Source organism: Microbacterium jejuense, from assembly GCF_019511665.1.
In the GTDB taxonomy this organism is placed as follows: Bacteria; Actinomycetota; Actinomycetes; order Actinomycetales; family Microbacteriaceae; genus Microbacterium; species Microbacterium jejuense_A.
Map to the genome: position 1 here is coordinate 111,753 of NZ_JAEUAW010000001.1, position 21,476 is coordinate 133,228.

The 21,476-nt window shown below is 70.8% G+C and carries 19 protein-coding genes; 11 read left to right on the forward strand and 8 right to left on the reverse strand.

Annotated elements, in window-relative coordinates; all coding sequences use genetic code 11:
• Nucleotides 1-99 precede the first annotated feature (99 nt).
• Nucleotides 100-1,089, reverse strand: a complete 990-nt coding sequence (locus JNB62_RS00430; RefSeq protein ID WP_220298908.1) for an ArsR/SmtB family transcription factor — start codon at nt 1,087-1,089, stop codon at nt 100-102.
• A gap of 45 nt (nt 1,090-1,134) precedes the next feature.
• On the opposite strand from JNB62_RS00430, the gene JNB62_RS00435 reads away from it, so the two are divergent.
• Both JNB62_RS00435 and JNB62_RS00440 read left to right on the forward strand, forming a co-directional pair.
• Nucleotides 1,135-1,521: a cupin domain-containing protein gene (locus JNB62_RS00435; RefSeq protein ID WP_220298909.1), complete on the forward strand. Its 387-nt coding sequence runs from the start codon at nt 1,135-1,137 to the stop codon at nt 1,519-1,521.
• 19 nt (nt 1,522-1,540) lie between these two features.
• Nucleotides 1,541-1,831, forward strand: coding sequence for a DUF4287 domain-containing protein (locus tag JNB62_RS00440; RefSeq protein WP_220298910.1), 291 nt, complete (start codon nt 1,541-1,543; stop codon nt 1,829-1,831).
• A 7-nt stretch (nt 1,832-1,838) separates the two neighbouring features.
• Here JNB62_RS00440 and JNB62_RS00445 read toward each other — a convergent pair whose 3' ends face one another.
• From JNB62_RS00445 to JNB62_RS00460, 4 genes are read right to left on the reverse strand one after another with little or no spacing between them, the layout of a single operon-like run.
• Nucleotides 1,839-3,767: a glycoside hydrolase family 127 protein gene (locus tag JNB62_RS00445; protein ID WP_220298911.1), complete on the reverse strand. Its 1,929-nt coding sequence runs from the start codon at nt 3,765-3,767 to the stop codon at nt 1,839-1,841.
• The gene (locus tag JNB62_RS00450) at nt 3,764-4,657 is read right to left on the reverse strand and encodes a carbohydrate ABC transporter permease (protein WP_220298912.1); all 894 of its coding nucleotides are present in this window, start codon (nt 4,655-4,657) and stop codon (nt 3,764-3,766) included. The genes JNB62_RS00445 and JNB62_RS00450 overlap by 4 nt, the downstream gene beginning before the upstream one ends.
• A gap of 11 nt (nt 4,658-4,668) precedes the next feature.
• A complete protein-coding gene (locus tag JNB62_RS00455) occupies nt 4,669-5,601 on the reverse strand; it encodes a carbohydrate ABC transporter permease (protein ID WP_220298913.1) in 933 nt (310 codons plus the stop codon).
• Between the two features lie 59 nt (nt 5,602-5,660).
• On the reverse strand, nt 5,661-6,962 hold the full coding sequence (locus JNB62_RS00460; RefSeq protein ID WP_220298914.1) for an ABC transporter substrate-binding protein: 1,302 nt from the start codon (nt 6,960-6,962) through the stop codon (nt 5,661-5,663).
• 178 nt (nt 6,963-7,140) lie between these two features.
• Between JNB62_RS00460 and JNB62_RS00465 the strand changes: the two genes are divergently transcribed.
• Nucleotides 7,141-8,166 (forward strand): LacI family DNA-binding transcriptional regulator, encoded by a 1,026-nt coding sequence (locus JNB62_RS00465; protein ID WP_220298915.1) that lies wholly within the window; start codon nt 7,141-7,143, stop codon nt 8,164-8,166.
• Between the two features lie 36 nt (nt 8,167-8,202).
• Here the strand turns inward: JNB62_RS00465 and JNB62_RS00470 are convergent, their stop codons facing one another.
• From JNB62_RS00470 to JNB62_RS00480, 3 genes are read right to left on the reverse strand one after another with little or no spacing between them, the layout of a single operon-like run.
• Nucleotides 8,203-8,775, reverse strand: a complete 573-nt coding sequence (locus tag JNB62_RS00470) for a DnaJ family domain-containing protein (protein ID WP_220298916.1) — start codon at nt 8,773-8,775, stop codon at nt 8,203-8,205.
• Nucleotides 8,772-9,626, reverse strand: a complete 855-nt coding sequence (locus JNB62_RS00475) for an NAD-dependent epimerase/dehydratase family protein (protein WP_220298917.1) — start codon at nt 9,624-9,626, stop codon at nt 8,772-8,774. The genes JNB62_RS00470 and JNB62_RS00475 overlap by 4 nt, the downstream gene beginning before the upstream one ends.
• Nucleotides 9,627-9,644: 18 nt before the next feature.
• On the reverse strand, nt 9,645-10,649 hold the full coding sequence (locus tag JNB62_RS00480) for a LacI family DNA-binding transcriptional regulator (protein ID WP_220298918.1): 1,005 nt from the start codon (nt 10,647-10,649) through the stop codon (nt 9,645-9,647).
• Between the two features lie 121 nt (nt 10,650-10,770).
• On the opposite strand from JNB62_RS00480, the gene JNB62_RS00485 reads away from it, so the two are divergent.
• From JNB62_RS00485 to araA, 8 genes are all read left to right on the forward strand, one after another.
• Nucleotides 10,771-12,885: a beta-galactosidase gene (locus tag JNB62_RS00485; RefSeq protein WP_223230847.1), complete on the forward strand. Its 2,115-nt coding sequence runs from the start codon at nt 10,771-10,773 to the stop codon at nt 12,883-12,885.
• Between the two features lie 46 nt (nt 12,886-12,931).
• On the forward strand, nt 12,932-14,287 hold the full coding sequence (locus tag JNB62_RS00490) for an ABC transporter substrate-binding protein (protein WP_220298920.1): 1,356 nt from the start codon (nt 12,932-12,934) through the stop codon (nt 14,285-14,287).
• 78 nt (nt 14,288-14,365) lie between these two features.
• A complete protein-coding gene (locus tag JNB62_RS00495) occupies nt 14,366-15,334 on the forward strand; it encodes a carbohydrate ABC transporter permease (protein ID WP_223230848.1) in 969 nt (322 codons plus the stop codon).
• On the forward strand, nt 15,331-16,257 hold the full coding sequence (locus tag JNB62_RS00500; RefSeq protein ID WP_220298921.1) for a carbohydrate ABC transporter permease: 927 nt from the start codon (nt 15,331-15,333) through the stop codon (nt 16,255-16,257). Before JNB62_RS00495 ends, JNB62_RS00500 begins: the two co-directional genes overlap by 4 nt.
• Nucleotides 16,258-16,321: 64 nt before the next feature.
• Nucleotides 16,322-17,317 (forward strand): LacI family DNA-binding transcriptional regulator, encoded by a 996-nt coding sequence (locus JNB62_RS00505; protein ID WP_220298922.1) that lies wholly within the window; start codon nt 16,322-16,324, stop codon nt 17,315-17,317.
• Nucleotides 17,318-17,451: 134 nt separating this feature from the next.
• Entirely contained in the window at nt 17,452-18,198 is a 747-nt protein-coding gene (locus JNB62_RS00510; protein WP_308291687.1) for an L-ribulose-5-phosphate 4-epimerase, read from the forward strand.
• Between the two features lie 11 nt (nt 18,199-18,209).
• Nucleotides 18,210-19,850, forward strand: coding sequence for a xylulokinase (locus tag JNB62_RS00515; protein ID WP_308291688.1), 1,641 nt, complete (start codon nt 18,210-18,212; stop codon nt 19,848-19,850).
• A 104-nt stretch (nt 19,851-19,954) separates the two neighbouring features.
• Nucleotides 19,955-21,466 carry an L-arabinose isomerase gene (gene araA / locus JNB62_RS00520; RefSeq protein WP_220298924.1) on the forward strand — a complete coding sequence of 504 codons (1,512 nt, stop codon included), beginning with the start codon at nt 19,955-19,957 and terminating at the stop codon, nt 21,464-21,466.
• Nucleotides 21,467-21,476: the final 10 nt, after the last annotated feature.

Sequence of the window (21,476 nt, forward strand, 5' to 3'; positions counted from 1 at the left end):
ATCGGGGATGGCCCGGCCAGTCTACCGGGGTCGCCTGGACGCCGGCCGGGTGCTGCACGGCGCCGGGCCGGACGCCGGCCAGGTGGCGGCATCCCTCGCCTACAGCGTCGCGCCGACCATCGCCTCGCCCAGCGGACTGCGGCGGTGCAGGACTCGCGCGCCGTCGCGTGTGCTGACGACGAGCCCGGCCTCGCGCAGCACGGTGAGGTGGTGCGACGCGGTCGAGACGGCGAGCCCGGTGTCGCGGGCGACCTGCGAGGTCGTCCGTGGCTCGTGCGCCTCGAGCAGGATGCGGGCCCGCGCCGGTCCGAGCAGCGCCCCGAGCGCGTCGGCGACGTCGCCCGCGTCGCGCGCCCAGGTCGCCGTGACGCCCTGCGCGGGGTAGAACAGCGTCGGCTGCGCGGGCGGCTCGGTCAGCACGAAGCACCCCGTCGATCCCATCACCGACGGCACGAGCACGAGTCCGCTCCCCCGGCAGTCGACCACCTCGCTCCAGATGCGCATCGTCACGCGCACCGCTCCGTCGGCCCACGCGACGCGGTCGTGCAGCGTCTCGATCATGTCGCCGATGCCGCTCTCGGCGATGCGGCGCGAGCGCACGGCGATGTCGGCGCGCAGCAGACGCTCCAGCTGCGTCCACACCGGCGCGACTGCGGCGTTCCACACCGACAGCCACGCCTCGGCGATCATCGCGCGTGCGCGGTCGGGCTGGTCCAGCATGTGCTGCACCGCGGTGCGGCGCGCGCCGTCGGAGCGCACGAGCACCTTGGTCATGTCGATGTGGAAGCGCTCGTCGTCGATGTCGCGCAGGCGTTCGGCCTCCGCCTCGGGCGTGAGCTCCCACATCGGGGTCGTGGTGAGGAAGTCCGGGAAGTACCCCTCCTCGCGGATCAGCAGGGCGAGCACCTCGAAGTGCTCGCGGGGGACTGCGCCGCGGTTCGCGCGCATCCAGCCCCACTGCAGCGGGTACTCGTCGGGGCGCAGGAGGGCGCGCACGGCGTGGCACAGCTCGTGACCGGGCGAGATGCCGAAACGGATCGCGGTCAGGTCGTCGGGCGCGAGCTGGAAATCGACGTACTTTCGATCCACATCGAAACTCTACGGGCGGGGATGCCGCCCGGCCAGGCTGAAGCCATGAACACCGCAACCCCCGCCATCGTCCCCGCCACCGAGCTCGGCATCGGAACCGGTCGCACGCGTCGGTTCATCGGCGCCGAGCACGACGCCGCCGTGTCGTACTTCTTCGTCGACAACGAGCCCGGACAGGGCCCGGATCTGCACCGCCACCCCTACGCAGAGACCTGGGTGGTCCTCGACGGCGAGGCGCGCATCACGATCGGCGACGTCGTGCTGCACGCCGTCGCCGGCGACACCGCGACCGGGCCCGCGAACGTGTGGCACGGCTTCAAGAACAGCGGCACCGGGCGCCTGCGCGTCCTGTGCATCCACGCGTCGGATCGCATCATCCAGGAGTGGCAGGATGCTCCCGGAGTGCTCGACATCCCCAGCTCAAGCAACTGAACACTCAGGAGAACACCGCATGTCGTTCCAGGCATACCTCGACAACATCGAGACGAAGACCGGCCGCACGCCTCGTCAGCTCGTCGACGAGGCGCACGAGAAGGGCTTCGACGCGAACACCAAGGCCACGCCCATCATCGAGTGGCTCGCCGCCGACTACGGCCTCGGCCGTGGTCACGCGATGGCGCTCGTCCACGTCATCACGAAGGGGCCGCAGATCAGCGAGAAGCACGTCGGCACCGACGGCACGCACTCCGACGTCACGAACGTCCTGTGGCTCGACGGCAAGGCGACGAACCCGAACCCCTGAGCGGGACTCAGGTCGCCGCGGGGATCCAGACGCGCATCGTCGAGGGTCCCCGCTGCGCCCACGCGTGGTACGCCACCAGCGGAACGGCTCGGGATGCCGGCGGCCGGGCCGTCTCGCCGGTCGGCCCGTACGGCCAGCCCGCGTCGGCGGTCGCGCGGTCGATCACCTCGATCCACACGCGGCCGTCGCGCTCGGCCGGCACGGACCCGGGAGCGAGCGCGAGGGTCGACACGTCGGCGCCGGCGTCGACGGACTCCAGTGCGAGGACCTCCGGCCCCCGCTCGACGGCGACGCAGCCGCGCACCGCGTCGATGCGGTCATCGGGCGCCGTGAGGCGCGGGGCCATCGGAAGCACGAGCTCGACGACATCTCCGTCGCGGAACGCGCGTCGCACCTCGACCGTGCCCGGCGCGGCCTCCCGCTCGTCGACGTCGCCGCCCGCCGCAGTCACACGCACGCGTGCGCCCGACGCCCACGCGGGAACGCGGAGCGAGAGCGTCCAGGGTGCCGCGGCGTCCCCTCGCGAGACGACGCGGATCGCGCCGGACGCGGGGTAGTCCGTCTCGACGTCGAAGGCCACGACGCGGCCGTCGGCGAGCGTCGTGCGCACGGAGGCGGGGGCGTACTGGTGCAGCTGCACTCCGTCGTCGTCGGCGGTCGCCACGTAGGCGTCGAGGCTCGCAAATGTGCGGGCGACGTTCGGCGGGCAGCACGACACCTCGAACCACGGCGCGCGCAGCGACGACGAGGCGCGCGGCGAGGTCGCGTCGCGGTCGGCGGGCGATCCGGGCACGCGCTGGTGCAGGGTGTTGGCGTAGAAGAACGCGCGGCCGTCGGGCGCGGGCGAGGTCGCCACGACGTTGTACAGCGTGCGCTCGATGAGGTCCGCCTGGCGCGGATCCCCGCCGGCCAGGAGCAGCCGCCACGAGAACATGATCGAGCCCACGCCCGCGCACGTCTCGGAGTAGGCGCGGTCGGCCGGCAGCTCCCAGTCCTCGCCGAACGCCTCGTCCTGGTGGTGCGAGCCCTGGCCGCCGGTGACGTAGGTGCGGCGCGCGACCGTGCGCTCCCACTGCCGGCGCAGCGCGCCGAGCAGCTCGTCGTCGCCGGTGTCGACCGCCACGTCGGCGGCCCCCGAGGCGAGGTAGTTCGCGCGCACCGCGTGGCCGCGCAGCGCGACCGCGTCGCGCACCGGCACGTCGTCCTGGAAGTAGGAGCGGCCCCACTCGATGTCGCGCAGCGTGCCGTGGCCGTGGCGCTCGACGAACAGACGCGCCTGTTCGAGGTACCGCGGATCGCCCGTCACGCGAGAGAGCTCGGCGAGCCCGACCTCGACCTCGGCGTGCCCGCAGATCCCGTCACGGCCGTCGGCACCGAACTCCGCGCACACCAGGTCGGCGGCGCGGATCGCGATACCGAGCAGGCCGTCGTCGGACCCGGGCCGGGTGCGTTCGCGCGCGGCGGCCGCCTGGAACAGGTGGCCCAGGCAGTAGAGCTCGTGGCCCCACTCGAGGTTCGACCAGCGGTCGGCCTGTCCGGGACGGCCGAAGTTCGTGTTGAGGTAGCCGTCGGGCTCCTGAGCGGCGGCGACGCGCGCGACGACGGCGCGCAGCCGCGTCTCTAGCGCGGGGTCGTCGGTGCGCCCGATCTCCCACGCGAGCGCCTCGAGGTACTTGTAGACCTCGGAGTCGGCGAACTCGCGCCCGCGGCGTCCCTCGGGGAGCGTGCCAGCGGCGGCGCGGTCGAAGTTGCCCAGCCACCCCTCGGACTCCAGTCGCGACTGGATGTGCTCGAGGGTGGCGCTGCCGTTGACGGACTGCCGGTCGCCCCAGAAGCCGCCGGTGATGCGTACCTCGCGCTGACCGAGCGGGCGCAGCCGGCCGCGGGCGGGGACGACGGGAGCCTGAGCGGCGGTGGTGGTGTTCTGCATGGTCATCCCTTGAAGGCTCCCGACATGAATCCGCGGACGTAGTGGCGCTGGAGCACCAGGAACAGCACGACGCAGGGGAGCGCCAGCACGACGACCCCCGCCTCGGTCGCGCCGTAGTCGATGACGCCCTGCACTTGGACGCGGAGGTTGGACACCGCGAGCGGCAGCGTCATGCGGTTCGTGTCCGTGATGAGGATCAGCGGCGCCATGAAGTCGTTCCACGCCGCGAGGAAGGCGAACATGCCGACGGTGATGAGTCCCGGCTTGACCGCCGGCAGCAGCACGCGGCGCAGCGCGCCGAAGGTCGAGGCGCCGTCCACCATGGCCGCTTCGTCGAGTTCCCGCGGCACGGACTCGAACGAGATCCGCATCATGAACATCGAGAACGGCAGCTGGAACATCGTGAGCACGATCGCGACGCCGACGAGCGAGTTGCTCAGCCCGACCGCGTTGAGGATCACGTACAGGGGGATGAGCAGCGTCGTGTACGGCACCATCAGGATGGCGAGCACCGTGAGGAACAGCAGGTTCTTGCCCGGGAACGAGAAGCGCGCGAAGGCGTAGCCGCCGAGCGTCGAGACGACGAGTGTGAGCGCCACCGTCAGCAGCGCGACGAAGGCCGAATTCCCGAGGTACACCCAGACGCCCGCCTGGTAGTTCGCGAGCGCGGCGTAGTTGCCGAAGCCCCAGCCCTCGGGCTGGCTCGTGCCGGCCCGCGGCGCGACCGAAGAGACGGCCGTCCAGATGAGCGGGTACAGGAACATGATCGCGAGCGCGGTGGTCAGCACCGCGTACGGGATGCCGAACACGACGCGCATCGCCGGCGAGCGGCGACCGCGCCGCGACGGCTGCACCTCGATGAGGTGCGTCGCGGAGGGAAGGGTCTGCACAGACATGGCGGGCGGCCTCAGTCCTCGTCGGTGCGGCGGAACGCGCGCAGCTGGGCGATGTTGATCAGGATCAGGGCGAGCAGCACGATGACCGACAGCGCCGCGGCGATGCCGAGGTTGTTCTGGCCCTGGAAGGCGACGTTGTAGATCAGCTGGACGATCGTCATGGTGCTGTTGTCGGGTCCGCCCTTGGTGAGGATGTAGAACTGCTCGAACGCGAGCAGCGAGCCCGTGACACACAGCACGATCGTGAGCGCGAAGGTCGGCCGCAGCAGCGGCAGCGTGATGCGGCGGAAGGTCTGCCACGTCGAGGCGCCGTCGATGCGGGCCGCCTCGTACACATCGTCGGGGATCGCCTGCAGGCCGACCAGCATGAGCAGCATGTAGAACCCGGCGTAGCGCCACACGATGAGGAACACCGTCGACCACAGCGCGCCCTCCGGCGTGCCGAGGAACGTGAAGCCCCACGACTGCATGAGGTCGGCGAACGGCCCGGCGTACGGCGAGTAGAGCACGTAGAAGAGAAGGGATGCCGAGGCCAGGCCGAGTGCGCTCGGCACGAGGAACGACGTACGGAGGATCGACTTCCACCGTGTGGACTCCTGCACCAGCAGGGCGAGTCCGAGCCCCAGACCGATGAGCAGGATCGTCGTGATGACGGTGTACTTCAGCGTGAACCACGTCGCGTCCCAGAACAGCCTGTGCTGGACGGCATCCACGTAGTTCTCGGGGAGGTTCCACCCCTGGTTGCCCGACAGCAGCGGCCAGTCCGACGCAGACATCTGCAGCACGAGCGCCAGCGGCACGAGGAAGACGAACACCACGAACAGGGCTGTCGGCGAGGCGTACAGCCAGCCGCGCAGCGCGTCGCGGCGGGCGCGGGACGTGCGGCGCCGCGGTGGCGGGGCGATCGGGGGACTCGTCGGCGGGGTCAGCGTCTGCGCGGTCATGTCATCGTTCTCCGGGGGAAGGCCGGCGGTGGCCCGGTCGCCCGGGCCACCGCCATGGTTCACTGCGCGAGGATCTCGGTGATGCCGTCGTTGTCGGCGTCGACCGTGTCGGTGCCTTCGAGCACGGCGTTGCGCACGAGGGTCAGCCAGGGGCTGCCGGGTGCGTTGAACGCCTGCTGGAAGTTGAGGGCGACCGGGGTGTCGCCCTGCGCGGCCACCTGGTTGATCGTGACCAGGCGCTCGTCCTTGGCCGCGTACTCGTTGTCGGCGAAGTCGGCGCGCGAGACCACGTCGTTGTCCTTCGCGAGCACGCCGACCTGGGCGTCCTCCGACATCAGCCACGTGAGGAAGTTCCACGCCTGCGCGGTCTTCTTGGAGTCCTTCGAGACGCCGATGCCGTCGCCGCCGACGAACGTCGACGCGCCCCCGTCGACGCCGGGGATGCCGGCCACGCCCACGTCGAACGGGGTCGATGACAGCAGCGTCGCGGGGTAGTACATCAGGCCGACGTTGCCCTCGGTGAAGGCGGCCGTCCACGTGGGACCGGCCTCGTCCTGCGAGCTCGGCAGCACGGCGCCCGACTCCCACAGGTCGCGCCAGGTGTCGTACACCTCCTTGGCGGCGTCGTTCGCGAGAAGCGACTCGCGACCGTCGTCGCTCAGCACCTCTTCGCCCGAGGCCCAGATGCCGGGGAACCACGTGAAGACGAGGCATCCACCGCAGTTCAGGCCCGTCGCGGTGCCGTACACGCCGTCCTTGCCGAGCGCCTGGACCTTCTTGGCGGCGTCGGCGTACTCGGCCATCGTCGCGGGCGCCTTGTCGGGGTCGAGGCCCGCCTCGGCGAAGAGCTCCTTGTTCCAGAACAGCATCGACAGGTCGAGCACGAACGGGAGGACGTGCTCCTTGCCGTCCGCATCGGTGCCGGCCGACAGGTGGCCCTGGTTGATCTGGTCCTTGTAGTCGAGGCCGTCGATCTGGGCGCTGAGGTCCTGGAACAGGCCCTGCTCGACCCAGTTGGGCACGTAGACGATGTCGGCGGCGAACAGGTCGGGGAGGCCCCCGGAGCCGGCGGCCGCGCCCACCTTGGCGACGTAGTCGTCATTGGGGACGACGGTCAGCTCGACCTGGTTCTCGTGCGAGGCGTTGTAGGCGTCGACGAGCAGGTTGGCCTGCTTCTCGAGCGGCGCCCGCGTCCACAGCGTGAGCGTCGAGCCGTCGTCGGTGCCGTCCGCGGGGATCGACTCGGCCGGTGTGGGCGCGCCGCCGCTGCCGGTGCAGGCGGCCAGTCCGCCGATGAGGGCGCCGGCCGTGACGAGTGCCGTGGCCGCGCGCAGCGCGGCACGACGTCGTGTGGTGATCATGCAACTGTCTCCTCTGGCTCTTCTTCGAGCGGATGACGCCGATCCGGGTCGGCACCGCTGCGTCGTGGTGCAGGAGGCTTTCGAAATCACCGAAAGCCATTTCGAGCAAGCTATCGCCCACGCTATCGTGGCGTCAAGTAGTGTCTTCGATAACCTTTAAGCACCGAAGGGGGTGCCGGTGGCAGCGAACGAGCCCGGATCGAGAACCGCGACGCTCAGTGACGTCGCGCGGCTGGCGGGCGTCTCGATCGCGACGGCGTCCAAGGCGCTCAACGACCGCGACGATGTCGCGGTGGCCACGCGTCAGCGGGTGCTGCGCGCGGCGGAAGAGCTGTCGTTCACCCCGAACGCGATGGCCAAGGGCCTTCTCGCCGGTCGTACCGGCACCGTGGGCCTTCTCACGAGCGACCTCGAGGGCCGCTTCATGATCCCCATCCTCATGGGCGCCGAAGACGCGTTCGGGGCGGGGCAGGTCAACGTGTTCCTGTGCGACGCACGCGGCGACGCGATCCGTGAGCAGCACCACCTCAAGGCGCTCCTGAGCCGGCGCGTCGACGGCATCATCGTGGTCGGGCGCCAGACCGATCCCCGTCCGTCGCTCGGACAGGAGATCCCGGTGCCCGTCGTGTACGCCTACGCGCCGTCGGACGATGCGCGCGACCTGTCTCTCACCCCCGACAACTACGCGGGCGGACGCCTGGCGATCGAGCACCTCATCTCGTGCGGCCGCACCCGCATCGCGCACATCACGGGCGACCCCGCGTACGCCGCCGCACAGGATCGCATCGCAGGCGCCCGCGCCGCGCTCGCCGCGGCAGGGCTGGAACTCGTCGGAGACCCGATGTTCTCGGAGTGGAGCGAGCACTGGGGGCGCGACGCCGCCGCCATGCTGCTGCAGCGCCATCCGGACGTGGACGCGGTCTTCTGCGGGTCCGACCAGATCGCGCGTGGCGTGCTCGATACGGCGCGCGATCTCGGCCGCAACGTGCCCGACGACCTCGCCGTCATCGGCTACGACAACTGGGAGGTGCTCTCCACCAACTCCCGCCCGCAGCTGACGAGCATCGACGCCAACCTGCAGCAGCTCGGCCGCCAGGCCGCGCAGCGGGTCTTCGACGCGATCGACGGCGTCGACATCGGGCAGGGCACGCACCACCTGCCCGTGCGGCTGGTCATCCGGGGGTCGACGATCCCGCGCCGCTGAGTCTTCGCTGCGTGAGCGGACGAGTGGATGCCGGGGCTACCGGCCGCGCCCCCACCACCGACGGCGGGGCCGGGGTGCGGCATCCGTCGTCTCATCCTCGGCGGCCGCGGCGCGGGCCTCGCGCCGGGCGTGCCACGCGGCGATCTCGGCGTCGACGTCGCGCGTCGGGGTCACGACGGGCGGGCCGCCGAGCAGCTGCCGGCGAGCCTCGATCACGCGGCGGTTGAAATCCTCCAGCTCGGTGCGGACGTCGGACTCGCGAGTGAACTCGTCGAGACGGTCGTCCAGCGTCTCGTTCTCGACCCTGAGCATGAGCGCGGGCGGGCCGAGGCCGGTGAGCTGCTCGGTCTCGATCTTGCGCCGGATCCACCAGTCCGGATCGTGGTGGTCGCCCAGGCCCGGCAGCGGCTTGCCGGCTCCGGGCAGGTCGTCGAACTCACCGCGCCGGATCGCCTGCTGGATCTCGGTCTCGATCACCGCCGCGCGGTCGGCGGCCGAGTACGCCTGCGCGCGCTCGCGCGACGCGCCGGACGCCGGCGGTGCGGCATCCTGTTCCGCGTCCTGCGCGGCGCGGTACCGGGCGGCGGCGAGGCGCGGGTCTTGGCTCATGATCCCGAGACGTGGTCCCGCCACGAGTGCTGAGGGTTGTAGCCGAGCAGCCGGCGGGCCTTGTCGATCGACAGCAGCGTCTCGTGCTCTCCGAGCTCACGGGTCAGCGGCACCCCAGGGAACACCTCGGCGACGAGCTCGGCGTTCGGGCGCGACATGACGGTGTCGGCCGCGGCGATGATGTAGGTCTCGAAGCCGGTCGGGGCGACCTCGAGCGCCCGCTCGATCGCGTGCGCGCCGTCGCGCGCGTCGATGTAGCCCCACAGGTTCCACTTGCGCGTCGTCGCGTCGTCGTCGTACGACGGGAACGCCGCGTAGTCCTCGGGGACCATGACGTTCGAGAAGCGGAACGCGGTGATCGACAGATCGGGATGCCAGCGCACGAGCTCGACGGCCATGCGCTCTTCGAGGGTCTTCACGAGCGAGTACACCGATTCGGGCCGCGGCGGGTACTCCTCGTCCACGGGGATGTACGGCGGCGGCACGTCGAACGGCAGGCCCAGCACGGTCTCGCTCGACGCGTACACGATCTTGCGGATGCCCAGCCGCACCGCCGCCCAGAACACGTTGAACGTGGCGGTCATGTTGTTGTGGAACGTCGCGACGTCGGAGCGGATGCCGGGGGCCGGGATCGCGCCGAGGTGCACGACCGCGTCGAATCCGGAGTGGCGGTCGTTGACGGCGGTCAGGGCGTCGACGACCTGGCCGTAGTCGGTGAGGTCGACCTGGACGAAGCCGGGACCGCGGGATCCCACCACGTCGAGGCCGATGACGTCATGGCCGGACGCGCGGAGTTCGCGTGCGACGACGGTTCCGAGCTTGCCGGACGAACCGGAGAGGGCGATGCGCATGACACCAGCCTGCCACGGTCACCCGGGTGCGGGGCCCGACGAGCGGCGCGGTACCAGCATGGGCGGACGAGGTGCGCGCTCGGGCGGCGGGGTGCCGTCGATGAGGGCCAGGAGCGTGCGCACGGCGTGCCGCCCTGTCGCGTCGAAGTCGTTGCGCAACGTCGTCAGCGGCGGGTCGAAGTACGCGGCTTCGGGGATGTCGTCCACCCCGACGACGCTGACGTCGTCCGGGATGCGCAGGCCCTGCTCCTTCAGGGCCAGCATCGCTCCGAGCGCCATCTGGTCGTTCGCCGCGACGACCGCCGTCGCTCCCGCCGGGCCGCCGGATGCGGCCGCCGCCTCGTACCCCGAGGCGGCCGACCAGTCGCCGTGGCGGACGCCGGCCGAGGTCAGCCCATGCAGCGCGATCGCCGACTCGTACGCGTGCTGGCGGCCGCGGGCCGATGACCAGTCGGCCGGTCCGGCGATGTGCAGGAAGCGACGGTGGCCCAGGCCCGCGAGGTGGGCGACGAGCTCGGCGATGCCCGTCTCAGAGAAGCTCGACGGGTCGTCGACCTCGACTTCGAGGTGGACGGGCACGCGGAAGTCGACGTCCGACAGCGCCGCCACCATCTCGTCGGTCGACGCCAGGGCGAGGATGCCGGCGAGCGAGTGCTGCGTCAGCTGGTCGAGCGCGTCTTCGATCGCGCGCGGGTCGCGCATGTCGACCGAGATGAGGTCGAGGACGTAGCCGGCCTCGCGTGCCGCGGCGCTGGCCGCCTCGGCGATCCGGCTGGGACCGACCTCGGACGCCTCGTGGGTGATCGCGCCGATGAGATGGGATCTGCCCGACTTCAGGCTGCGTGCGGCCTTGTTGGGGCGGTAGTCGAGTGCCACGAGCGCCTGCGTCACCTTCGCCCGCGTCTCGGGGCGGATCCCCTCGAATCCCGCGAGGAACCTGCTCACCGTCTGGTGCGATACGCCCGCCGCCGCGGCGACGTCGTAGATCGTCGCCGGACGGGCGGCGCGGGGCGAGGCATCCATGCCGGTGATGTTACCTCTTGACACGCCGATGTTATCGGCAACATAGTGGTCCCCACGGATGGATGTTATCGGAAACATCCGGCCCTGCCCCCGCGCGCAACTCGTCACAACGGAGTACGTCTTGAACCCTCACCGCACGCCCCAGCTTCCCAGCGGCATCCTGTTCGGCGCCGCCTACTACGCGGAGTACCACCGCGAAGATCGCACCGCACTCGACCTCGACCTGATGAAGCAGGCGGGGTTCACCGTCATCCGCGTCGGTGAGTCGGTCTGGTCGACGTGGGAGCCCCGCGACGGCGAGTTCGACCTCGACTGGCTGCAGCCGGTGCTGGACGGTGCGCACGCGCGAGGGATCTCAGTGATCCTCGGCACGCCCACCTACGCGGTGCCGCCGTGGCTGCAGGCGGCCTACCCCGAGATCGCGGCCGAGCGCACCACCGGCGGCCCTGTTCCGTGGGGAGCGCGCCAGGAGGTCGACTACTCGCACCCGGCGTTCCGGTTCCACGCCGAGCGTGTCATCCGTGCCGTCATCGAGCGGTACGCCGGGCACCCCGCCGTCATCGGATACCAGGTCGACAACGAACCGGGCATGCTGCTCTTCCACAACCGCGGCTCGTTCCAGCGGTTCGTCCGCCGCCTCAAGGCGCGCTACGGAGGCGTCGAGACGCTCAACCGCGAATGGGGCCTCACGTACTGGTCGCATCGGCTGTCGGACTGGTCGGAGCTGTGGACGCCGGACGGCAACACGCTGCCGCAGTACGACCTCGCCTGGCGGCGGTACCAGTCCGAGCTCACCACCGAGTTCATCGCCTGGCAGGCCGACATCGTGCGGGAGTACGCGCGGTCCGAGCAGTTCGTCACGACGTGCATCGCGTACCCGCGCCCCGCCGTCGACGATGAGCACGTCGTCCGCGCGCTCGACGTCACCGCAGGCAATCCGTACTACGCCATGCAGGATCACCTGGATGCCGCACTCGAGCTGGCGCCGGCAACGCCGTGGACGACCACGGGCGTCGCGGCCCTCTTCCGTCAGGCCGACCGCCTGTACTCGTCGAAGCAGTCGCGGTTCCTGGTGACCGAGACCGACGCCCAGTCGATCGGCGGTGCGGAGTTCAACCTGCCGCCGTACCCGGGGCAGCTGGCGATGGCGGCGTTCGCCCTCATCTCGCGCGGCGCGGCCATGATCGAGTACTGGCACTGGCACACGCTGCCGTACGGGACCGAGACGTACTGGGGCGGCGTGCTGCCGCACAGCCTGGTGCCGGGCCGCGTCTACCGCGAGCTCGCACAGCTGGGTGACGACCTGGGACGCATCGGCGGAGCGCTCGACGGCTACGAGCCCGACGCCGACGTCGCGCTGCTGTGGTCGAACGACAGCCGCTACGCGTTCGAGTTCGCCCCGCCGCTGGCGACGGCCGACGGGGGACCCGACCGCACGGCGTACACGCGGATCTTCGACGCGTTCCACCGCAGCGTCCTCGATGCTGGAGCGCAGGCCCGCATCGTCCACATCGATCAGGCGGCAGCCCTGGGGCCGGAAGAGCTCGCGGCGCGGTTCCCGGTGCTCGCGGCGCCCGCCCTGTACGCGGCATCCGACGAGCAGCTCGACCTGCTGCGCGAATACGCCGCGTCAGGCGGCCACCTCATCGTGGGCATCCGCACGGGCTATGGCGATGAGGAGGCCCGCGCCCGCGTCGAGGTCGCGCCGGCGAGACTGGCCGCCGCTGCCGGCATCCACTACGAAGAGTTCTCGAACCTGGCCGGCGACCTCGCGACCGTGCCGGAGTCGGGCGTCACGGCGGATGCACCGCCGGTGCACGGTGCCGCCCGGCTGTGGGCGGACGGTCTGATCGTCGACGACGCCACCGTGCTGGCGCGCTACGACCACCCCCGGTTCTCGGACTTCGCCGCCGCGACGACCAGGGCCCACGGCGACGGGCGGATCACGGTGGTCGGCACTGTCCCGTCGCCTGAGCTGGGTGCGTCGATCATCCGGCACGCCGTCCCCACGCCGATCGCCGACGCCCTCGTCTCGGAACGTCCGCCGGCGGTCACCGTGTCATCGGGCACGCTCCCGGGCGGTGGCCGGGCGTGGTTCGTCTTCAACTGGGGATGGGAGCCGCAGACCGTCGTGCTGGCGGCATCCGTCACCGACGCCGTGACGGGGGAGTCCCTCGCGTCCGGCACCGAGATCTCACTGGCGTCCTGGGCGACCAGGGCGCTGCTCGCACAGTGAGTGCCAAGGGATCACCGCGATCCGAACGATCACAGGAGGAACCGAAATGAGGAACACGCGGAGGACAGCAGCGACGCTGCTCGGCGGGACCGTGGCGCTGGGGCTGGTGCTCACCGGCTGCAGCGGCAGCGGCGACGACGGCGGCGGCACGAGCGGCGAGGCCGTCACCCAGGACCAGATCGACGAGGCGATGAAGAAGCCGACCGAGCTGACGTTCTGGACGTGGGTGCCCGACATCGACAAGGAGGTGGCCCTCTTCGAGGAGAAGTACCCGGCGATCGACGTCAAGGTCGAGAACGTCGGCCAGGGCCTCGCCCACTATCAGAAGCTGCGCAGCGCGCTCGAAGCCGGCGAAGGCGCACCCGACGTCGCGCAGATCGAGTACCAGTACATCCCGTCGTTCGTGCTGAGCAAGTCGCTGCTCGACCTGAGCCCGTACGGCGCCGACGACATCGCCGACGACTACGTCGACTGGGCGTGGAACCAGGTCTCTCCGGGCGACGAGGTGTGGTCGATCCCGCAGGACGTCGGGCCGATGGGCAATCTGTACCGCGACGACATCCTCACCTCGGCCGGCATCACCGAGCCGCCCGCCACGTGGGACGACTACGCCGCCGCGGCCAAGTCCGTCAAGGACGCCACCGGCTCGTACATCTCGAACCTCGGCGCCACGCAGGCCGGCCAGATGATCGGCTTCTTCTGGCAGGCGGGTGTCAAGCCGTTCGCCTACGACGGGGCCGAGACCGTGTCGATCGACGTCAACAGCGACGGGGCGAAGAAGGTCGCCGACTACTGGACCGGCCTGATCCAGCAGGACCTCATCTCGACGGACGTGGACTTCAACGACCAGTGGTACCAGGGGCTCGCGAACGGCAAGTACGCCGGGTGGCTCACCGCGGCGTGGGGTCCGGTCTTCCTGCAGGGCACCGCCGAGAGCACGTCGGGGCTGTGGCGCGCCGCGAAGCTCCCGCAGTGGAACGCCGGGGACGACGTCTCGGGCAACTGGGGCGGGTCGTCGGATGCCGTCCTCGCCTCGAGCAAGAACCCGATCGCCGCCTACAAGCTCGCCGAGTTCATCAACCACGACGACGAGTCCGCGATGATGCTGGCGACCGAGCAGTTCCTGTTCCCGCCGCAGGTGTCGGTGCTCGACGATCCCGCGTTCGCCGATCAGGAGTCGGAGTTCTACGGCGGTCAGCAGGTCAACAAGCTGTTCGCCGAGATCTCCGACACCGTCGACACCGACTTCCAGTGGCTGCCGTTCATGGACTACGTCTACTCCAGCTACGAAGAGACGGTCGGCACGGTCATCGCCGACAAGGGCGACATCTCGGACGCCCTCGACACGTGGCAGGACCAGCTCGTGTCGTACGCGGAGTCGCAGGGCTTCACGGTCGAGTAGGCCGGCACACCGCTCGACGGGTCCGGCCGGAAGGCCGGCCGGACCCGTCGAGCGCACACATCCGCACAAGGAGCAGCAATGTCGCACTCTCGAACCCTCGCCCCGCCGGCCGGCGCGGCGATGTCGTCGCCACCGTCCGGTCGCCGGCGCAACGCCATGACCCGTCGCCAGCACCGGGCGGCGTACCTGTTCATCCTCCCGTTCTTCATCGTCTTCGTGACGATGCTGGTGGTCCCGCTCGTCTACGCCGGATACCTGAGCCTCTTCGAGAGCAAGCTCATCGGCGGCGAGCAGTTCGCAGGCCTCGCCAACTACCTCCGCGCGTTCGCCGACCCGGACTTCTGGGCCGGTCTGGGCAGGGTCGGTCTGTTCCTGGTCGTGCAGGTGCCGATCATGCTGGGGCTCGCGCTGTTCTTCGCACTCGCTCTCGACAGCGGCCGCGCCCGCGGCTCCCGCAGCGTGCGGCTGCTGATCTTCATGCCGTACGCCGTCCCTGCCGTCATCGCGACGCTGATGTGGGGCTACCTCTACGGCCCCGACTTCGGGCCGCTGGCGCAGATCGCGCGCGCCGTGGGCTGGGGCACTCCCGAGTTCCTGTCGCCCGGCAACATCTTGGGCTCGATGATGAACATCGTCACGTGGGAGTTCGTCGGCTACAACATGATCATCATGTACGCGGCGCTGCGCGCCATCCCCGCCGAGCTGTACGAGGCGGCCGAGATCGACGGCGCCGGTCAGTTCCGCGTCGCATGGAGCATCAAGATCCCGGCGATCCGCCCGGCGATCATGCTGACCGTCATCTTCTCGATCATCGGCTCGTTCCAGCTGTTCAACGAGCCGAGCCTGCTCAACGCGATCGCCCCCGACGCCATCACGAACTCGTTCACGCCCAACTACTACGCGTACAACCTCGCGTTCGTGAACCGGGAGCTGAACTACGCCGCGGCGATCGCCTTCCTGCTGGGGCTGTTCATCGCGATCGTCTCGTACATCGTCCAGCTCGGCGAGCAGAGACGGGAACGCCGCGAACGGAGGGGAATGTCATGACCGACCTCGAGACCCGCGCGATCGTGACGGGACGCCCGGCGCGTCCGCGCCGGCGCACGCCGCGGCGCTACGTGCCGGAGAAGCGGCGCAGCATGCTCCTGACCGTGCTGCTGTGGCTGTGCGTCGTGTACTTCGTGCTGCCGCTGTGGTGGCTGCTGGTGTCGTCGACCAAGGACACGTCGGCGCTGTTCTCGACCTTCGGGCTCTGGTTCGGCGGCGACTTCTCCCTCGGCGAGAACCTTCTCGAGCTCTTCACCGTGCGCGGCGGGCTGTTCGCGCGGTGGCTCCTGAACACGGTCGTGTACGCCGTCGTCGCCGCGTTCGGCGCGACCCTGCTGGCGGCCATGGCCGGCTACGCCTTCGCGAAGTACGAGTTCCCCGGGCGGCGCGCGCTGTTCAGCGTGACGCTCGGCGCCATCATGATCCCGCTGACGGCTCTCGCGCTGCCGACCTACCTGCTCTTCGCCCGTGCGGGACTGACGGACACGCCCTGGGCGATCATCGTGCCCTCGCTCGTGAGCCCGTTCGGCGTGTACCTGATGCGCGTGTACGCCGCAGACGCCATCCCCGACAGCCTGATCGAAGCCGCACGCGTGGACGGCGCAGGCGAGTTCCGCACGTTCTGGCAGGTGGGCCTGCGGCTGCTCGGCCCCGGGCTCGTGACGGTGTTCCTGTTCTCGCTCGTCGGAACGTGGAACAACTACTTCCTGCCGCTGATCATGCTCAACACGTCCGAGCTGTACCCCATCACGGTGGGCCTCGCGCAGCTGCAGGCGGCCGCCTCGGCGGGCGGGGGCTCACAGGCTGTCTTCTCGACCGTCATCACGGGATCGCTGGTCTCGGTGCTGCCGCTCGTGATCGCCTTCCTGTTCCTGCAGCGGTACTGGCAGTCCGGGCTCGGCACGGGCGGGGTCAAGGGATGAGCGAGGGATGCCGCGCCTCGGCGCCGAACGGAGGTGCCCGTCGTGCGGCGCTACCCTGAGCGTCATGCCTGAGGCCGTTCCGTCCAGCCCGCCTGCGGGGATCCGCGACGTGGCGCGCGCAGCCGGCGTGTCGACGCAGACGGTGTCGCGCGTCATCAACGAGCGGCCGAACATCCGTCCCGAGACGCGCGACCGCGTGCTGGCGGCGATGGCGGAGCTCGGCTACCGCGTCAACAACGCGGCGCGCGCGCTCGGCACGCGCACCACGCGCACGCTCGGCGTCATCGCCTCCGACGCGACGCTGTACGGACCCGCGATCGGCATCGCCGCCCTCGACGCCGCTGCGCGCGACGCCGGGCGGTGGATCGCCACGGCCTACGCGGACGCGGTGGACGAGGCATCCGTCCGCGACGCGGCCGACCGGCTGCTCGGGCAGGGCGTGGACGGCCTCATCGTGCTGGCACCGCACGCAGCCACGCTCACGGCACTGGTCGACGCGCATCCCGGCGTCGCGATCACCGCTCTGCACACCGGATCGGGCGCCGCGCGCCAGGAGGAGGGCGCCGCCCTCGCCGTCGCGCACCTGGTCGCGCTCGGGCACTCGCGGATCGCCCGGATGTCGGGTCCGGAGGAGTGGCTCGAGGCGCAGTCGCGCGACGTCGGCGCGTTGCGCGCGCTCGCCGAGGCCGGCCTGACGCCCGGCCCGCGGTGGTCGGGGGACTGGACCGCCGCAGCCGGCGCCGCGCTCGCCGCGGATGTCGCGGCGGCCGTGCGCGCGCCGGACGGACCCACCGCGATCGCCGTCGCCAACGACCAGATGGCTCTCGGACTCGTCGCGGGCCTGCGCGAAGCGGGGCTCGCGGTCCCGGCAGACGTCAGTGTGACGGGCTTCGACGACAACCCCGACGCCGCGTTCTACAGCCCTGCGCTCACGACGGTGGGCCTCGACCTCGTGGGTGAGGCGCGCCGCGCGGTGGCGGGGGTGCTGGGCTCGGACGCTCCCGAGCCTGCCGCACCGCGACTGGTCGCCCGTGCGTCCACGGCGGCCCCGCCGGCCTGACAGCGAACGCGGCGCGACAGTGCGGGCGCAGAGTGGATCGTGCACCTCTCCGAGTGGCACCATGACCATTGTTACCGGTAACATCGACAACCGCGGCATCGAACGCCGCTCCACGAGACCCGACGGAGGACCCCGTGACCAGCCCCGAACCGGCGACACCCGCGCCGACGTTCTCTCCCGAGGTGGAGGCATCCATCGCCGCCGTCCGCGCCGACGTGGCGAAGCTGCACGGCGAGCTCGTGCGCTACGGCCTCGTCGTGTGGACGGGCGGCAACGTGTCGGGCCGCGTGCCCGGCGCCGACCTGTTCGTCATCAAGCCCTCGGGCGTGAGCTACGACGACCTGGCCCCCGAGAACATGATCCTGTGCGATCTCGACGGCAACGTGGTGCCGGGCTCCGAGGGCAGTGAGCGCAGTCCCTCGAGCGACACCGCAGCGCACGCCTACGTGTACCGGCACATGCCCGAGGTCGGGGGAGTCGTGCACACCCACTCGACGTTCGCGGTCGCCTGGGCGGCGCGCGGCGAAGAGATCCCGTGCGTCATCACGGCGATGGCCGACGAGTTCGGCGGTCCGATCCCGGTCGGGCCCTTCGCGATCATCGGCGACGACTCGATCGGCCGGGGCATCGTCGAGACGCTGACCGGCCACCGCAGCCGCGCCGTGCTCATGCAGAACCACGGCCCCTTCACGATCGGCGTGTCGGCCAAGGACGCCGTCAAGGCCGCCGTGATGGTCGAGGACGTCGCCCGCACCGTGCACCACGCCCGCGAAGCCGGGCCGCTCATCCCGATCCCGCAGGAGGCGATCGACAGCCTCTATCACCGATACCAGAACGTGTACGGGCAGTCGTCCGACGAGCGACGCGAGGGCGAGAAGTGACAGTGGCGGGTGTGGATGCCACCGCCCAGGCGATCCTCGACGGCCGCACCGCGCTCGGCATCGAGTTCGGCTCCACACGCATCAAGGCATGCCTCGTCGACGCCGACGACCCGTCGACGGTGCTCGCCGTCGGCGGGCACGAGTGGGAGAACCAGTACCGCGACAGACTCTGGACCTACGCCCTCGACGACGTGTGGTCCGGGTTGCGAGCGGCGTTCGCCGACCTCGTGGCCGACGCCGAACGCCGCCACGGCGCGCGCCCCACGACGTTCGGTGCGATCGGCGTCTCGGCGATGATGCACGGCTATCTCGCCTTCGACGAGGCGGGCGACCTGCTCGTGCCGTTCCGCACGTGGCGCAACACCAACACGGGCCCGGCCGCCGCCGAGCTCACCGAGCTGTTCGGCGTGAACATCCCGTTGCGCTGGTCGATCGCCCACCTGCACCAGGCGGTGATCGACGGCGAGGCCCACGTGCCCGACGTGCGCTTCGTCACCACGCTCGCCGGGTACGTGCACTGGCGGCTCACGGGCGAGAAGGTGCTGGGCGTCGGCGACGCGTCGGGCATGTTCCCGATCGACTCCGGCACCCGCGACTACGACGCGGACCTGGTGTCCCGCTACGACGAGCGCGCAGCCGGTCGCGTCCCGGCACTCGCCGACCTGCTGCCACGCGTGCTCGCCGCAGGAGAGGCCGCCGGGGCGCTGACGGCAGAGGGCGCGGCACTCCTCGACCCGACCGGGACGGTGGGCGCCGGCATCCCGTTCTGCGCTCCCGAAGGGGATGCCGGAACCGGCATGGTCGCCACGAACGCGGTCGCGCCGCGCACGGGCAACGTCAGCGCCGGCACGAGCATCTTCGCGATGGTCGTGCTGGAGCGGCCGCTCCACAGCGTGCACCACGAGCTCGACCTCGTCACGACGCCGTCGGGCGACGCGGTGGCGATGGTCCACTGCAACAACGGCGCGAGCGAGCTCGGCGCGTGGGCGGGCCTGTTCGGGGGCTTCGCCGCCGCGGCGGGCGTCCCGGTCGACAGCGACGCCGTGTTCGAGGCGCTGTTCCGCGCCGCGCTCGACGGCGACGCCGATGCCGGCGGGCTGCTGGCGTACAACCACCTCGCGGGCGAGCCGATCGCCGGACTGGACGAGGGGCGTCCGCTGTTCGTCCGCACGCCCGACAGCGCCTTCACGCTCGGCAACTTCGCGCGCGCCCAGCTGTACGGCGTGTTCGGCACGCTCGCGCTCGGCATGCGCGTGCTCGATGCCGAGGGCGTCGGGCTCGACCGCATGTTCGCGCACGGCGGGCTGTTCCGCACGGCGGGCGTGGCCCAGCGCTTCCTCGCCGCTGCCCTGAACGCGCCGGTGGCCGTCGGCGACACCGCGAGCGAGGGCGGCGCGTGGGGCATCGCGGTGCTGGCCGCGTACACGAGGGCGGTTCAGGATTCTTCGTCTCGTGCGTCGCTCAGCACACGTGCCGGGCGTCCGGCATCCACCCTTCCCGAGTATCTCGAGCAGACCGTGTTCGCCGACGCAGCCATCGACGTCGCCGCCCCCGAGCCGGCGGACGTCGCCGGCTTCACCGCCTACCTCGACCGCTACCGAGCCGGCCTCGCCGTCGAAGCCGCTGCCGTCACCGCACTCTCCGGTCGTTGAGCGGAGCGACGAAGGAGCGAAGACGAAACGTCCAGAGCTCGGCTCACCGCGTTTCGCCTCGCTCCGCTCGCTCGACGACCGGTCCCTACAGAAAGAACTGAGAAATGACCCGTACCCCCCTCTCGACCAGCCTCGACGCGTACGAGATCTGGTTCGTCACCGGCAGCCAGACCCTGTACGGCGAAGAGACCCTGCGCCAGGTCGCCGAGCAGTCCCAGGCCGTGGCGGCCGGTCTCGACGGCCTGCCCGTCAAGGTCGTCTGGAAGCCGGTGCTGAAGGACTCCGACTCGATCCGCCGCCTCGCGCTCGACGTCAACGCGCGCGACGAGGTCATCGGCGTGATCGCGTGGATGCACACGTTCAGCCCCGCCAAGATGTGGATCGCCGGGCTCGACGCCCTGCAGAAGCCGCTGCTGCACCTGCACACGCAGGCCAACGTCGAGCTGCCGTGGGCCGACATCGACTTCGACTTCATGAACCTCAACCAGGCCGCGCACGGCGACCGGGAGTTCGGGTACATCCAGACCCGCCTCGGTGTCGCCCGCAAGACGGTCGTCGGCCACGTGTCGAACCTCTCAGTGCGTCAGCAGGTCGAGGACTGGCAGCGCGCGGCGGCCGGGTGGGCGGCATCCCGCTCGCTCAAGCTCGCGCGCTTCGGCGACAACATGCGCTACGTCGCCGTCACCGAGGGCGACAAGACCGAGGCCGAGCTGCGGTTCGGCGTTCAGGTGAACACGTGGGGTGTCAACGAGCTCGTCGAAGCGGTGGATGCCGCAAGCGACGCCGACATCGACGCCCTGGTCGACGTGTACCTGGCTGAGTACGACGTGGCCGACGAGCTGCGACCGGGCGGCGAGCGGCACCAGTCGCTGCGCGACGGCGCGGCGATCGAGCTCGGCCTGCGCTCGTTCCTGGAGGAGGGGGGCTTCGGCGCCTTCACGACCTCGTTCGAGGACCTCGGCGCGCTGAAGCAGCTGCCGGGTCTCGCCGTGCAGCGGCTGATGGCCGAGGGCTACGGCTTCGGCGCCGAGGGCGACTGGAAGACCGCGATCCTCGTGCGCATCGCGAACGTCATGGGCGAGGGGCTCCCGGGCGGTGCCAGCCTCATGGAGGACTACACGTACGACCTGGTGGCCGGCGACGAGAAGATCCTCGGCGCCCACATGCTCGAGGTGTCGCCGTCGCTGACCACCGCCAAGCCCCGCCTGGAGGTGCACGCGCTCGGCATCGGCGGCAAGGACGACCCGGTGCGCCTCGTCTTCACCGCAGACCCCGGCCCCGCGCTGGTGGTGGCGATGAGCGACATGCGCGACCGGTTCCGGCTCGTGGCCAACGTCGTCGAGAACGTCGACGCGCCCGACCTGCCGAAGCTGCCGGTCGGCCGGGCCGTGTGGAAGCCGGCGCCCGACTTCGCCACCAGCGCCGCCTGCTGGCTGGCCGCCGGGGCCGCCCACCACACCGTCATGACGACAGCGGTGGGCATCGAGGTGTTCCGCGACTTCGCCGAGATCGCCGGCACCGAGCTCGTCGTGATCGACGACGACACCACGGTGCGCGGCTTCCAGCGCGAGCTGCGGTGGAACCAGGCCTACTACCGCCTCGCGCAGGGCCTGTAACCGCACCGCT